9 protein-coding genes are annotated in these 14,827 nt (G+C 67.7%); 2 read left to right on the plus strand and 7 right to left on the minus strand.

What is annotated here, in order from left to right; translation table 11 throughout:
* Positions 1-7 precede the first annotated feature (7 nt).
* Entirely contained in the window at positions 8-1,828 is a 1,821-nt protein-coding gene (locus ACW173_RS18920) for an alpha/beta fold hydrolase (protein WP_492081635.1), read from the minus strand.
* 187 nt (positions 1,829-2,015) lie between these two features.
* Between ACW173_RS18920 and ACW173_RS18925 the strand changes: the two genes are divergently transcribed.
* Entirely contained in the window at positions 2,016-4,262 is a 2,247-nt protein-coding gene (locus ACW173_RS18925) for an FG-GAP-like repeat-containing protein (RefSeq protein WP_492081636.1), read from the plus strand.
* A 75-nt stretch (positions 4,263-4,337) separates the two neighbouring features.
* Here the strand turns inward: ACW173_RS18925 and ACW173_RS18930 are convergent, their stop codons facing one another.
* The gene (locus ACW173_RS18930; protein ID WP_492081637.1) at positions 4,338-4,673 is read right to left on the minus strand and encodes a hypothetical protein; all 336 of its coding nucleotides are present in this window, start codon (positions 4,671-4,673) and stop codon (positions 4,338-4,340) included.
* A gap of 477 nt (positions 4,674-5,150) precedes the next feature.
* Here ACW173_RS18930 and ACW173_RS18935 point away from each other — a divergent pair, with 477 nt between their 5' ends.
* Complete coding sequence (locus tag ACW173_RS18935; RefSeq protein WP_492081638.1) at positions 5,151-7,946, plus strand: TonB-dependent receptor; 2,796 nt, start codon at positions 5,151-5,153, stop codon at positions 7,944-7,946.
* A 48-nt stretch (positions 7,947-7,994) separates the two neighbouring features.
* On the opposite strand, the gene ACW173_RS18940 is transcribed toward ACW173_RS18935, so the two are convergent.
* The 5 genes from ACW173_RS18940 to kdpB form a co-directional block, all read right to left on the minus strand.
* Positions 7,995-8,690, minus strand: a complete 696-nt coding sequence (locus tag ACW173_RS18940) for a winged helix-turn-helix domain-containing protein (RefSeq protein WP_492081639.1) — start codon at positions 8,688-8,690, stop codon at positions 7,995-7,997.
* Positions 8,691-8,697: 7 nt separating this feature from the next.
* On the minus strand, positions 8,698-11,391 hold the full coding sequence (locus tag ACW173_RS18945; RefSeq protein WP_492081640.1) for a DUF4118 domain-containing protein: 2,694 nt from the start codon (positions 11,389-11,391) through the stop codon (positions 8,698-8,700).
* Positions 11,392-11,970 carry a potassium-transporting ATPase subunit KdpC gene (kdpC, locus tag ACW173_RS18950; protein WP_492081641.1) on the minus strand — a complete coding sequence of 193 codons (579 nt, stop codon included), beginning with the start codon at positions 11,968-11,970 and terminating at the stop codon, positions 11,392-11,394.
* Between the two features lie 16 nt (positions 11,971-11,986).
* Complete coding sequence (locus ACW173_RS18955; RefSeq protein ID WP_492081642.1) at positions 11,987-12,679, minus strand: TorF family putative porin; 693 nt, start codon at positions 12,677-12,679, stop codon at positions 11,987-11,989.
* Between the two features lie 105 nt (positions 12,680-12,784).
* Positions 12,785-14,821, minus strand: coding sequence for a potassium-transporting ATPase subunit KdpB (gene kdpB / locus ACW173_RS18960; RefSeq protein WP_492081643.1), 2,037 nt, complete (start codon positions 14,819-14,821; stop codon positions 12,785-12,787).
* Between the last annotated feature and the right edge of the window lie 6 nt (positions 14,822-14,827).

The following is a 14,827-nucleotide window of genomic DNA, read 5'->3' on the forward strand; positions in this document are numbered from 1 at the left end:
TGCTAGGTCAGCCTCGCAGGGCTTCCACCACACGGTAGGCGTGGGTCATGGCCAGGAAGCGTCCGGCTTCCGGCGCCAACGCGAAATGACTGTCCGGCAGCACATCGCGCCAGTAACGCTCGACCTGCCGCGGATCGTGCATCGTGTCGTGCGCTCCAATCAGGATCGACCAATGGGTCAACCCCGGCATCGGCTCCAGCTCGCCGCCGCGCGCGATCGCCACCTGCTCGTTGACATAGCCCTCGATCCGCCCCGTCGCGAACATCCGCACCGATCGCCAGTAGTCTTCCGCCATGCGCGGGTCGGTGGCGGCCGCTTCGTCCGGCGGACTGCCCCGCATCGACTGGCGAACCATGCGGTTGAGGCGCTCGCGCGTCAGGCTGCCGGCCAGTAGGCGCGCGAAGGCGCCGATCAGTTCCGGTCGGCGAAGATAGGCTTCCTTGAAGGCGCCCAGTGGCCCGTGTCGGCGACCGTCGGCGACGGACGGCGGGTCGGGATTGACCAGCACGACCTTGCCCAGCCGGCCTGGCGCGAGGCGGGCCAGGGCCAGCACCGCCTGGGCGCCGCCCCGCGCGACGACGTCGATCACTGGCAGCCGCAGCGCGTCCAGCAGCGCGATCACGTCATGCGCCGAGGCGTCGAAAGGATCATGCTCGCCCGCGCGCGATCCCGGGACGGTGTCGGTCATGCCAAAGCCGGGCCGGTCGATGGACAGGACGCGGAAGCTGGCGTCCTGCAAGGCGGTGACGAGACCCGACGGCGCGATCCGAGACGTCATGCTGGAATGGACGATCAGGACGGGCCTCGCCCCGGCCGGGCCGTAGTCGCTCCAGGCGATGCGCGTCCCATCCGCCCGCGGTAGCAGACGCAGCGGTTCAGCCCGCGGATCGGCAAAGCCCAACTGCCCTCGGGTCGCGCCCAGCAGCGCCGCCAGGGCGCTCATGGCGGCCACCGTCCGCGCCAATTCGCTGGCGGAACTCACCCGCAGGGCCGCGAAGACCTGCTCCAGATCCTTGCGCACGACCGAGACCGACAAGCCAAGCGTGCGGGCCGCCTCCTCACGCGAGGCTCCGCCAGCGACCAGCAACGCTATCGAGGCCTGTTTCTGGTTCAGCCCCCAGACGTCGACCAGCAGCTCGGCGTGACCTGACCGCGACGGCAACAGACCGAATGCCAGGCCGGAAAGCAGGCCCACCAGCTCTGGCAAGCGCCGCGCGCCAGTGCGGCGATAGATGTCCGACAGCGTCTCCCGAGCCGTGACGTGCGACAGGCCCAGCATCTCGGCCGCCACCTTGATCGATCCGGCCCGGATCACGGCCAGGACGACGCGGGTCTGAGATCCCGTCAGGCCAAAGGCGGCGCACGCTCGCTCGACCGGGCCCGCGCGCGCGGCCAAGGTCGTCAGCACCACAACCTTTCCCGCCGGCGTCTCGGCGGCCAGTTCCGGCGGCAGATGCCAGAGCGGCAGCGCCGCCGCGGCCGACGCGTAGACGAAGATGGCCGACTCCGAGCCGGTATCGTTCTCGACCGCGACCGGCGCCACGATCGGCTTGTCCGAGCGCAGCGCGCGGTCGACGAGCTCCGGATCGATATAGCGCTCGCCCCCCTCCTCCGCGAACAAGCGCGACGCGAGCCGGACGGCGCCATGGGCATCCAAGACGGCCGCGGCGATGCTCTGCGCATCGAACAAAGGCAGGAACTCGGCTTGGGCGGCATCCGCCGCGATCAAGCCGGCCAGGGTGTCGGGCGCGGTTCGCGCCGTGGCCAGGACGGCGTCGGCGTCGTCCAGCACCGCCCGCAGGAACAGGGGCAGGTCATGCCCAGGCAAGCGCCGACCCCAAAGCCACAACCGCCAACGCAAGTCCCCGAAAGTCGAAAGCGCTGAACCTTGGCGTGAGCCGAGCCGGGCGTCCAGGGGGCGACGCCGACACCCTACAAACGGCGATGGCCGCTCCGATGAGTCTGGATTAGCTGAGGCCGCGCCCCCCTCACGTTGAACCGCGCCGGAGAGTTCCATGGCTATCAACTTCTTGACCCAGGATCTGGCGCTCGTCCTTCGCAGCGGTCTTACGGCCGCTTCGGCCCACGAGATCGCGGTCGCTGACTTCAACGGAGACGGCAAGATCGACGTCGCTCTCTCCTATTTCCTCTATCCGCTGGAGGATCGAGCGGTTCCCATCCGGGTGCTGACGGGAGACGGCGCGGGGAATTTCACCGACTCGACCACGGCGCTGTTCGGCGACCTGCCGCCTGTGACCGTTCATGGACGGGAGATCGTCGTCGCCGACTTCAACAAGGACGGCCGGGCCGACGCCTTCTTCGCCGACCACGGCTATGACGCCGCGCCCTTCCCAGGCGCGCGCAATGCGCTCTTCCTATCGTCGGGCGCGACGGGGCTGACCAACGCGACATCGCGGCTGCCAAGCCTGGCGGACTTCAGCCATACGGCCGCCGCGGGGGACATCGATGGCGATGGGGACATCGATCTCTATGTCGGCAACTACAACGGCGGGACCGAGGAAGCGCCGTATTTCCTGATCAACGACGGCGCGGCCAACTTCACCCTCAGCCGTACGGGCCTGCCGGCCGATATCACGGCGGGTCAGTACAATTCGCCCACCAGCCTATTGTTCGACGCCGATGGGGACGGCGACCTCGATCTGCTGCTGACGCCGAACGAGACACAGAGCCAGAACGCTCGCCTGCTGCGGAATGATGGCAAGGGCGCCTTCACGGCCCTCTCCGCGTTCGCCATGCCCAAGAACGGCGCGACCGAAACCGTGATCGACGCCAAGGCGGCCGACATCGATGGCGACGGCAAGCTGGACCTGGTGATGACCACTGTCGTTGATCTGTTCAAGCCGGGTACAACCCAGATCTGGATCAATGATGGGCAGGGCGGCTTCGCGAACGAGACCGCCAGCCGGCTGCCCGTCCAGACGACCGAGGACTGGTACACGCGCACCCAGCTGGTCGACATCAACGGCGACGGCTATGTCGACCTCCTGGCGTCGAACAGCCACAAGCAGGCGGTGTTTCTGAACGACGGCGCGGGCCGGTTCGTCCAACTGCCCGAAGGCTGGCTGAACATTTCGCAGTACGACCGACTGCAGGCGGCCGACGTCAATGGCGACGGTCGCATGGACGTGATCGCCTGGCGCGGCCTGTGGGACGGGGCCGAACACATCACCGTGCATCTGGCCGGCGACGCGGGAAGCAGCATCGACGGCGGCGCGATGGCCGACGCCCTGGTCGGTGATGCGCGCAATGAGACCTTGAGCGGTCTGGCCGGAAACGACGTGCTGTTCGGCGGCGCGGGCGACGACACGCTGAACGGTGGCGATGGGGCCGACATCCTGGTGGGCGGCGTGGGCGCGGACAGGATCGACGGCGGACCCGGCGTCGATGAGGCGCGCTACGGCGGCCGGGCGGCCGACTACACGATCGGCGTTTCGGCGTCCGGCTGGACCGTCGTCGACGCCCGCGCCAATCCACGCGACGGAGCCGACACCCTCCTCAATGTCGAAAACCTGGTCTTCGCGGACAAGACCATCAACTTGGGCGACGCCACGGTGGGTTTGGCGATCGCCTCGCTGCTGCGGGTCAACGCGGCGGCGGGCGCCGGCGGAACTCTGGTGGCCGACCTAACGGCCAAGATCACCGCCGGCGCCTCGACCCAAGCCGGCGCCATAGCCGAGGTGGTGAAGACCGCCGACCAGACGACCTCGGTCGCGACGCTGAGCTACCTGTTCTTCACCGGCAAGATTCCGGGCCAGGCCGGGGTCGACTATCTGGTGTCGGCGAGCGGCCCCAACGCCAACAACCTCAACAGCGCCTACTATCAGTTCTTCAATCTGGAGAACCGCTACATCAACTTCGCCGTCAATCTCGGCAAGGTGGGCGAAGGCGCCGCCAAATTCTCGGCTGAATATGCGGCGCTATCCCTATTCGACGCCACGAAGAAGGCCTATGCGGCGATCTTTGGCGGAGTTCCGAGCGACGCCAAGGTCCACGCCCTGATCGACACCCGCGTCGACTATTTCGCCAGCTATGGCGGCGATGGCGCCGATGGTCTCGGGACCAAGGCGGCGATGGTCGGCTGGCTGCTGGCCGAGGCCGAGAAGGCCGACGTCGGCGTCATGGCCCGATCCAACGCCGCCTGGCTGACCGATCTGGCCGACGGGTCCGCGCCGTTCGCGATCGACATCCTTGATCCCGCGAAGGGCTACTACAAGGCGGACTTCATCTTCGGGGGAGCCTGATCGAGAACACTCTCCCCGCTCGTCGATCCAGTTGGGAATGATGTCCGTGACCTGTAGGCGCCGCTAGAGCCGCGCCTACTTCCCCGCTTCGACGAAGACGTCGAACTGGCGCTTGAACGACCGCCGTAAGCTCAGGTCGTGGCGGATATTGCCGTTATAGATCCACGACGTGCCGTTCATCAGATCGGCCACTCGCCGCAGGCTGGGGTCGCCGGTCGGCAACCATGGTGTTCCCTCGGGCCGCGACTTCACGGTGATCCGACCATCGTAGCGGCCCAATTCCAGTCCCTGATCCGCCAGCAGGCGATCAAAGAACACGCCGCTGTCGAGGCGCAGGCTCTCGCCGGCGATATAGAGCGGCTGGCTCCAGACGTCATAACGAGTGAGATAGACCCGGATCGCTTCGGCCACGGCCTCCGAATCGCCTCGTGCACGGCGCTCGACCGAGCTGCCTTCAGAGCCTCCAACTGACGCGCCAGGGCCGCGCGATCGCTCCAGGCGCCGTCCAGGCCCTTCTCGGCGGTCTTACGCGCCAGACTGGCGGCTAGCATCATCCGACGCCGTTGCGGGTTTGGTCCCGCGAGGTTTCCAGCCGACATCGATGACACCCTGAAACCCAATACAGCCAAGGTATCGTAGGGCCACATCCGGAAATTTCTATTTGAACCGCGGCGCGCTGGGCGCGGTCTCCGCATGGTTCATGCAGGCTCGGGCGCTGTACGGATTTCGGCGCCGAAACTTTGCGCCCCTCTCGACACGAATGCAGAAATGACGGTATCTTCCCCATATTCGGGATCGAATACCAAAATATGAGACCATCGACCTTGGGTGATCTGCACGGGCAGACAGGCCGAGCAACGATGGGTTCGCACAATGGAGAGGAAACCCATGAATACGTCTCAGCGTACGCAATGGCGGTCGGGCGCCTCGCGCCTTGCGGTCGCAACTATCCTGCTGTCTTCGGTCGCCGGCGCCGCCGCGGCCCAGACCGCCCCCGCCCCTTCCGAGCCCGCCGTCGTCGACGAGATCGTCGTCACCGGCATCCGCGCCAGCCTGCGCAGCGCCATGGACGTCAAGCGCAACTCGCTGCAGGTGGTCGACACCATCTCGGCCGAGGACATCGGCGACTTCCCCGACAAGAACCTCTCCGAAGCCCTGCAACGGGTGACCGGCGTGCAGATCAGCCGCCAGGACGGCGAAGGCCGCGGGGTCAGCATCCGCGGCGCCGATCCCGGCCTGAACCGCGTCGAGATCAATGGCTCCTCCGCGCTATCCCTGACCGTGGGCGGCAGCGACCGCGCGGTCGACTTCCGCGACATCCCGGTCGAGTTCGTCTCGCGCCTGGACGTCGTCAAGTCGCCGACCGCCGACATGGCCGAAGGCGGCATCGGCGGCACCGTGCGGGTGATCACCCGCCGTCCGTTCGACAGCAAGGAGCCCTTCATCGCCGGCTCCGTCCAGGGCGTCTATTCGAACCTGGCCAAGAAGTACGACCCCAAGTTCGCCCTGATCGGCAGCAAGACCTTCTTCAACGACACCCTGGGCGTGCTGCTGTCGGGCACCTGGGAGAACCGTCACCTCAACAGCAACAACGCCCGCACCACCGGCTGGATTCGCCGCGCGGCCACGGCCACCGGCGCGGGCGCGACGCCCGGGCGCAGCACCGACGTCAACGGCGACGGCACGCTCGACTGGGTTCCGGAAATCCCCCGCCTGATCATCGACCGCCGCGAGACCAAGCGGAAGGCGCTGAACGGCATCCTGGAATGGCGTCCGAACGACAACTTCAAGGCCTATTTCGACGGCACCTACGCCACGGCCACCGAGAAGGTGAACAGCACGCTGCTGCAGTTGGGCGCCTCGGGCGGCCTGATCGACTACAGCAAGACGACGCTGGGTTCGGACAACACGGTCAACCATATCGAGCTGACCAGCAGCGCCGCCTTCCCGATGGATTTGGCCTACCGCAACATCCTGGGCGACCTGACCCGCACCCAGTACACGACCGCCCTGGGCGGCGAGTGGAAGCTGGACAACTGGGTGTTCGACGCTCGCCTCGACTACTCCAACGCCGAGGTCCAGAACAACGAGATCAACTCGACCGCCACCGTCTTCGGCGTGCCGCGCGCGATCATCGACTACACCGGCGGGCAGCGCGCCCCGAACTTCTCGTTCCCGGGCCTGGATGTGACCACGGGCCAGGGCGTCAACCGCCTGGACGCCGTGTTCAACCCACGGAACAATACCTCGGAAGAGACCGCCGAGCAGTTCAACATCACCTACAAGCCCACGGATTCGTGGCTGACGCAGATCAAGGGCGGCGTCCAGGCGCGTCAGTTCCAGACTGACCAGGTCCTGTACCAGCGCACCACACGCCTGAATTGCCGCAACGACGCCAGCGGCGGCGCCGCCGTCGCGGTGAACGTCCCCTGCGCGACCATCGAGGGCATCGTCAACAGCAACTCGGTGACCAACAGCATCCCGTTCTTCAAGACTGGCGACCTGGGTTACTCGGGCGGGGTCCGCTACTGGAATGACAACACCCTGGCCACCTACAACGCCACCCTGGCGGCGGCCGGCCTGCAGAACGACGTCCATGGCGTTAATCCCAACCCCAACACGGCCCAGACCGCTGGCGGCACGGGCAGCTTCCAGACCTTCCTCGACACCTGGTCGGTCGAGGAGAAGACCAAGAGCGCCTATATCCAGGCCGCCTTCGACTTCGCCAACCTGCCCGTGCCGATCAGCGGTACGCTGGGCGTCCGGGTGGTCGACACCAAGACGGTCTCGACCGGCTACAACCGCACGACCGGTCCCGGTGGCGGCGCGCCGGTCAACTTCGTCAAGGGCGAGCAGGAAGGCGGCTACACCAAGACCCTGCCGTCGCTGAACCTGCGCTTCGAGATCATCCCCAACACGCTGATCGGCCGCGCCGCCGCCAGCAAGGTGATGGCCCGCGCCGCGCCCAGCCAGCTAGCCCTGCGCCGCAGCATCGACGTTGTCGGCCTGACCGGCTCGCGCGGCAATCCGGACCTGCAGCCGTTCGAGGCCACCGCCTATGACGCGGGCCTGGAGTGGTACTTCAGCCGCGACAGCTTCATCTCGGCGACCTATTTCCGGAAGGAAATCTCGTCGTTCATCATCAACCAGGCCGCGGCCGAGACCATCGACGGCACGACCTACAACATCACACGGCCGGTCAATGGCACGGACCAGGTCAACATCAATGGCCTGGAGATCGGCGGCCAGTATGCGTTCGACTTCCTGCCCGCGCCGTTCAACGGCTTCGGGGTCCTGGCCAACTACACCTACCAGAAGGACGAAGGCTTCAAGGGCACGAACCTGCTGACCGGCGAGATCCTGCCGTTCCCAGGCCTGTCGCGGAAGAGCTACAATGTCTCGCTCTACTACGAGAACGAGAAGTTCAGCGCTCGCGCCTCCTATAACTGGCGCGACCAGTGGCTGATCACGGCCGTCGGACGCGGCAGCCTGCCGGAGTTCAACGAGGCCTACGGCTCGCTGGACGCCTCGGCCAGCTACAACGTCAACGACAACATCACGGTCTTCGTCGAAGGCGTGAACCTGACCGACGAGGTCCGGATCGAGAACAACAACGCCGTCCGCCGGATCGGCAACGAGACCTTCGGTTCGCGCTTCTTCTTCGGGGTGCGCGCCAAGTTCTAACGCGAAAGGCGCTCGCCTCCCCAACCGGGAAGGCGGGCGTCCGTCGCCTCAGTATTCGTCGCCGACGAAGCGGTAGCCGATGCCTGGTTCGGTCTGCAGCAGTTTCGGCGTCGCCGGATCGGCTTCCAGCTTCTGGCGCAGCTGGCCGACGAAGACGCGCAGATATTGGGTGTCGTGGGCGTGCGCCGGACCCCAGACCGCCGTCAGCAGTTCCTTGTGGGTCAGGACCTTGCCGTGACCCAGCGCCAGGCGGGTCAGCACATCGTATTCACGCGGCGAAAGCTTCACGGCCTCGCCGGCCCGAGTGACGCGGCGCTTCTCCAGATCGATCTCGACATCGCCAGCGCGGATCGGACCGCTGGGCGCCTGGGTGCGTCCAGTCTGGCGCAGCGCCGCGCGAAGACGCGCCAGCAACTCACCGACACCGAAGGGCTTTTCGACATAATCGTTGGCGCCGCGATCCAGCGCTTCGATCTTCTCGATCTCGCGATCACGGGCCGACAGGATCAGGATCGGACCGTCGTAGAATGCCCGCGCCTTTTCCAGAACGTCCTTGCCGTCCATGTCGGGCAGTCCGAGGTCCAGCACCACGGCGTCGGGCGACCACAGCGCGATGCCCCGCAAGCCTTCCTGGCCGCTGTCGGCGCGCAGCGGCTCATAGCCGGCGGCGTCTAGCGCCGGACCCAGGAAGCGGTGGATCTGCGGCTCGTCGTCGATGACCAGGATGCGGTGGCGCGAACTCATGGAGGGCTCATAGCAGATCGCGCGGCGTGGCGATGGCCTTGGGCAGGCTGATCAGCATCCGCGTACCGCGACCGTCGTGAATCGGGCTGGCGGCGGCGATGCGGCCGCCCATGGCGTCGATGAAACCCTTGGCGATGGCCAGGCCCAGACCCGCGCCCTGGTGACGGTCGCTGGGCTCCTCCAGGCGGCGGAACTTGTCGAAGATACGCTCCAGCTCGACGGCGGGCACGCCCCTGCCCTCGTCCTCGACGCTGATCACGACATTGCCGCGGTCTTCGTAGACCGCGAGCTCGATGCGGCTGCCGTCGCCGCTGTAGGTAATGGCGTTTTCCAGAATGTTGACAATGACTTGCTCCAGCAAGCTGGCGTCGGCCTGGACCAGGGTCAGGGTCGCGGGATAGTCGCGCGCCAGCACCCGCTGGCCCAGGCGCCGGGTCACGCGTTCGGCGGCGGCGTTGAGCACGTCGCGGACGTCGATCCAGTCGCTGCGCAGCTTTAGGCCCCCGCCTTCCAGGCGGGTCATGTCGAGCAGGTTGGCGACGTAGCGGCTCAGGCGCTCGGCCTCTTCGCGAATGCTGAGCAGCAGGTCGTGGCGCACGGCCTTCTGCATCTTGTCGCCATAGTCGAGCAGCGTGGTCGAGGCGCCTAGCACGGTCGAGAGCGGCGTGCGCAGATCGTGGCTGACCGAGTTCATGAGGGCCGAGCGGAAGCGATCGGCGCGGCGCAGGGTCTCGGTCTCCAGCGCCTCGGAGGCCAATTGCGAGCGCTCCAGCGCCACGGCGCCCTGCTCCAGCAGCGCAAGGACCAGGCGCTCCAGGTCCGAGCCGGGCGGCGCGGCGCCGGCCTCGACGCCAGCCACGCCGGTGCGGGCGCGCACGCCCTCCAGCGGCCAAAAGGTCCACCGGGCCTGTGGCAAGGTGCCTGTGCCAAAGCCGGCCGACTCGCCCTTTTCCCAGGCCCAGCGCGCGGCGGCCATCTGGGCGGCGTCCAGCGGTTCCAGGCTGGGCGAACCGGCCGCGGGCGCGATCTCATCGCCCTCGGGCAGGAACACCATCGACCGCCCGCCGGCCGCGGCGGCGACCTGCTCGGCCAGGGCGCGGACGACGGCGTCGCGGCCCGTGGCGGCCGAGAGCGTCCGGCTGGCGGCCAGCAAGGTGGCGACGGCGGCGGCCCGGCGCTGCGAGCCCAGCGCCTGGTCGCGGACTCGACCAGCCAGGCCACCGGAGGCCAGGGCCACGGCCCAGAACACCACCAGGGTGATGAAGTCCGTCGGCGCGCCGATCGCCAAGCTGTAGCGCGGCTCCAGGAACAGGTAGTTATAGAGGACGAAGGCCACGGTCGCCGCCGCCAGGGCGGGCCTCAGGCCGTACAGCACGCCAGCGGCCAGCACGGCGGCGAGAAAGATCATGCCCAGGTCGACACGGTCGAAGGCGACATCCAGGCCCCAGGCCGTCAGCGTAGCGATCGCCACGAACAGCGCGCCGATCGCATAGCCCTGCCAGCGCCCCAGGCTCAGCGACCGCGTCGGCCTGGCTTTGCGCTCGGGAGCGGCTTCGGTGACCACGTGCACCGCCACCCCCCGCGCCTCGCGCAACAGAGCAGCGGCCAGGGAGCGACCGAGGATCTCGCGCCAGCGTCTTTCCACCGATTTTCCGATGACGATCTGGGTGACGTTGCCGCGCCGGGCATAGGCCATCACGGTGGCGACAATGTCGCCGCCGGTCAGGGCCACGGTGGTTCCACCCAATTGCTCGGCCAGGCGATAGGCCTCGCGCAGACGGGCCGCGCTGCCCTCTCCGGCCGCCGGTCGGTCGGTGCGCTCGACGTGGGCGACGATCCAGGGCGCGTCCATCATCATGTCCGACAGCCGCCGGCCCGCGCGGACCAAGGCGCCGGCCATGGCGTCGCCGCTGACCAAAACGAGGATCCGCTCGCCCGCCGCCCAGGGCCCCTCGACGCCCTTTTCACGCATGGCGGCGACCAGCTGGTCGTCCACCGTCTGCGCCGCGCGGCGCAAGGCCAACTCGCGCAGGGCCGTCAGGTTCTCGACCTTGAAGAAATTCTCCGAGGCTAGGCGGGCGGTCTCGGGGACATAGACCTTGCCGGCCGCCATCCGCTCGCGCAGCTCGTCGGGCGTGATGTCCACCAGCTCGATCGCGTCGGCGCGCGACAGGGCGCTGTCGGGCACGGTCTCACGCTGGCGCACGCCGGTGATGCGCTGGACGACATCGACCAGGCTCTCCAGGTGCTGAACGTTCAGAGTGGTCCAGACATCGACGCCGGCGGCCAGCAGTTCCTCGACATCCTGCCAGCGCTTGGGATGGCGCGAGCCGATGGCGTTGGAGTGGGCGTATTCGTCGACCAGCAGGACCTTGGGCTTGCGCTCGAGCGCCGCGTCGATGTCGAACTCCATCTGGACGCGGCCGCGATGCTCGATGGGCTTGCGCGGCAGCACGTCCATGCCGCGCAGCAGGCTCTCGGTCTCACGGCGTCCGTGGGTCTCCACCACGCCGATCACGACATCGACGCCTTCCGCCTTTCGACGACGGGCGGCGCGCAGCATCTCGTAGGTCTTGCCCACGCCCGGGGCCATGCCCAGAAACACCTTGAGGCGCCCCCGGCCCGCCTTGTTGGCGGCGGCCAGGAGCGCCTCCGGGTCGGGGCGCCCAGGTTCCTTTTGCGAGCGCTCGTCCGCCGGCAACTATCCGCCCTTCGGAAAACGAGCGTCGAGCGCTCTGTTGAGCGCCAGCACGTTGACGCGCGGCTGGCCGATGAAGCCCAGCAGCGGCTGCTGAACCAGCGTGTCGACCAGCGCGGTCACCTGGCTTGCCGGAACACCGCGTTCGCGGGCCACGCGGGGCGCTTGGAAGCGAGCGTTGGCCGGCGAGATTTCAGGATCCAGACCCGAGCCCGAGGTCGTCACCGCGTCGGCGGGAATGGCCACGCCGGGATTTTCGGCGCGCAGGCTCGCGGCGTCGGTTTTCTCGCGCTCGATCAGCGTGTCGTTCAGCGGGCCCATGTTCGAGCCGCTGGAGGCGCTGGCGTCATAACCATTGCCGGCGGCCGACGGGCGACCGTGAAAATATTCCGGCTTGGCGAAGACCTGGCCGATCAGGGCCGAGCCCACGATCTGGCCCTTGGCGTCCTTGATCAGGCTGCCGTTGGCCTGGGCCGGAAACGCCGCCTGGGCGACGCCGGTGACGGCCAGCGGATAGGCCACGCCCAGCAGCGCGGTGAACAGGCCCATCGAGACCAGAGCGGGACGAAGATGTGAAAGCATGGCTTTGAACTCCCTTCTAGAACACGGCCTTCAGCGACGCCACGGCGCGCGCGCCATAGATCTTGCCGAAGCCGTGTTCATCGGTGTCGTGATAGCGGAGGTCGAGCGACAGGTGGTCGCTGATGGCGTAAGCCGCTCCGACGTTCCAGGTCGCGTAGTCGCCCGAGCCGTTGTAGGTCTGGCGGCCAACGGCGGCCGAGACCGACAGTTTGTCGATGACCGGGTAGCTGCCGTTCAGCTCGTAATAGACGGCCTCGTCCGCGGCGCCGAAGCTGTCGGGGCTATAGTAGACTGCGGCGCCCAGACCGCCCTTGCCGGCCGGGATCGAGGCGGCGGCCTTGAACTCGACATTGCCGTAGTCGGCGCCCTTGGGCGCGCCGAGATAGCCGTAATAGATCACGCCGAGATCCAGCGAGACGACGCCGACGGTGGGTTTGTAGCCCGCATAGAGATCGACCTCGGCGTCGGTCTTGTCGCCGAAATCGACGTTCGAGGCCCAGGTCCCGGCGTAGAACTCGCCGGCGCTCAGGTCGACGCCGCCGAAGATCTGCGGATCTTCCTGGGTCTGGGAAACGCCACGGAACACGTAGTCCGAAGCGACGCCGAGGTTGTAGCTCGGCTTCGGCCCGTCTTGCGCCTGAGCGACGCCGGCCGACAGGGCCAGGGCCGAGGCGGCGGCGAGAACACGGAAAGCGAACTGCGAAGTCATGGAAGTCGTTCTTTCAATGGAAGAGTTCGGCGGAGAAGGCCGCCAGGAAGACGAGCCCGATCGCCACCGCGCCAAAGGCGAAGTCCTTGACGATCGGGCGGAGCATCAGGCCAGCCCCAGGGTCGAGACGATCATGTCGATCAGCTTGATGCCGACGAACGGGGCGACCAGGCCGCCGATTCCGTAGAGGGTCAGGTTTCGCGACAGCAGCTTGCCGGCGCCGATGGCGCGATACTTCACGCCCTTTAGGGCCAGAGGGATCAGGGCGACGATCACCAGGGCGTTGAAGATCACCGCCGACAGGATCGCGCTCTGCGGGCTGTGCAGGTGCATGACGTTCAGTGCGCCCAGGGCTGGCAGCGAGGCCACGAACATCGCCGGGATGATGGCGAAGTACTTGGCCACGTCGTTGGCGATCGAGAAGGTCGTCAGGGCGCCGCGGGTGATCAGCATTTGCTTGCCGACCTCGACGATCTCGATGACCTTGGTCGGGTCGCTGTCGAGATCGACCATGTTGCCCGCTTCGCGCGCGGCCTGGGCGCCGGTCTGCATGGCCACGCCGACATCGGCCTGGGCGAGCGCGGGCGCGTCGTTGGCGCCGTCGCCGCACATGGCCACCAGGCGGCCCTTGCCCTGCTCTTCCCGGATCAGGCGCAGCTTGTCCTCGGGCGTGGCTTCCGCGAGGAAGTCGTCTACGCCGGCCTCCGAGGCGATGGCGGCGGCGGTCACCGGGTTGTCGCCGGTGATCATCACCGTGCGCAGACCCATGCGACGCAGGTCGGCGAAGCGCTCCTTCACGCCCGGCTTGACCACGTCCTTCAGGTGGATGACGCCGACCAGGACGCCGTCCTCGCTGACCGCCAGCGGGGTGCCGCCCGAGCGGGCGATACGGTCCACGGCGCCGGTCAGTTCGGCGGCGACGCTCTTGGGCTCCAGGGCCAGCGAGCGATAGACGGCGTCCACCGCGCCCTTCCGCCAAGAACGGCCGTCGTGGTCCAGGCCCGACTGGCGGGTCTGGGCGGTGAACGGGATCGCCGTGGCGCCGACCGGTTGCTCGACCGTCAGGCCCTGGTTGCGGGCCAGCTCGATGATCGAGCGGCCTTCCGGGGTCTCGTCGGCCAGCGACGCCATGAGAGCGGCGCGCATGGCCGCCTCCGGACGTACGCCTGGGGCCGGGATCACTTCGGTGGCCATGCGGTTGCCAAAGGTGATGGTGCCGGTCTTGTCCAGCAACAGGGTGTCGACGTCGCCGGCGGCCTCGACCGCGCGGCCCGAGGTGGCCAGGACGTTGACCTTCAGCAGGCGGTCCATGCCGGCGATGCCGACGGCGGACAGCAGGCCGCCGATGGTCGTCGGAATCAGCGTGATGAACAGCGCGCCCAGCACCAGCGGATCCAAAACCACGCCCGAGAATTTGCCCAGGCCCAGCAGGGTCACGACCGCGATCAGGAAGATCAGGGTGAGGCCCGCCAGCAGCACCGCCAGGGCGATCTCGTTCGGAGTCTTGCGACGGTCCGCGCCCTCGACCATGGCGATCATGCGGTCGAGGAAGGTGTTGCCGGCCTCGGCCGTGACTCGCACCTTCAGCCAGTCGGAGACGATGGTGGTGCCGCCGGTGACGGCCGAGCGGTCGCCGCCGCTCTCGCGGATCACCGGGGCGCTTTCACCGGTGATGGCCGCTTCGTTGACGCTGGCCATGCCCTCGATGATCTCGCCGTCTGTCGGGATCACGTCGCCGGCCTCGACCAGGATCACCTCGCCGACACCCAGCTTGTGGGCCGGAGTCGGGATGTAGGTCCCCGTGGTCGGGTCGACGATCAGCTTGGCCTTGGTGGTGACGCGGGTGGCGCGCAGGCTGTCGGCGGCCGCCTTGCCGCGACCTTCGGCGACGCTTTCGGCCAGGTTGGCGAACAGCACCGTGGCCCACAGCCACACCGAGACCTGGATGGCGAAGCCCGCCGCCTGGTGGCTGGCCACCGCCGCGACCGCCGAGACGGTCGAGAGCAGGGCCACGATCCAGGTGGCGAAGATCACCGGATTGCCCGTCAGCTTGCGCGGATCGAGCTTGAGGAAGGAATCCTTGGCCGCTCGGGCCAGGACCGGGCCGGAAAGACCGCCGGCGCGGATATTGATGGCGCTCATGATGTC

This window comes from Caulobacter sp. ALps2 (assembly GCF_058681635.1).

What these genes read in the sequence shown, in the direction of transcription:
- ACW173_RS18925 (WP_492081636.1), top strand. Translation starts at nt 2,016, where the DNA reads ATGGCTATCAACTTCTTGACCCAGGATCTGGCGCTCGTCCTTCGCAGC.
- ACW173_RS18935 (WP_492081638.1), top strand. Translation starts at nt 5,151, where the DNA reads ATGAATACGTCTCAGCGTACGCAATGGCGGTCGGGCGCCTCGCGCCTT.
- ACW173_RS18940 (WP_492081639.1), bottom strand. Translation starts at nt 8,690, where the DNA reads ATGAGTTCGCGCCACCGCATCCTGGTCATCGACGACGAGCCGCAGATC.
- kdpC (WP_492081641.1), bottom strand. Translation starts at nt 11,970, where the DNA reads ATGCTTTCACATCTTCGTCCCGCTCTGGTCTCGATGGGCCTGTTCACC.
- ACW173_RS18955 (WP_492081642.1), bottom strand. Translation starts at nt 12,679, where the DNA reads ATGACTTCGCAGTTCGCTTTCCGTGTTCTCGCCGCCGCCTCGGCCCTG.
- kdpB (WP_492081643.1), bottom strand. Translation starts at nt 14,821, where the DNA reads ATGAGCGCCATCAATATCCGCGCCGGCGGTCTTTCCGGCCCGGTCCTG.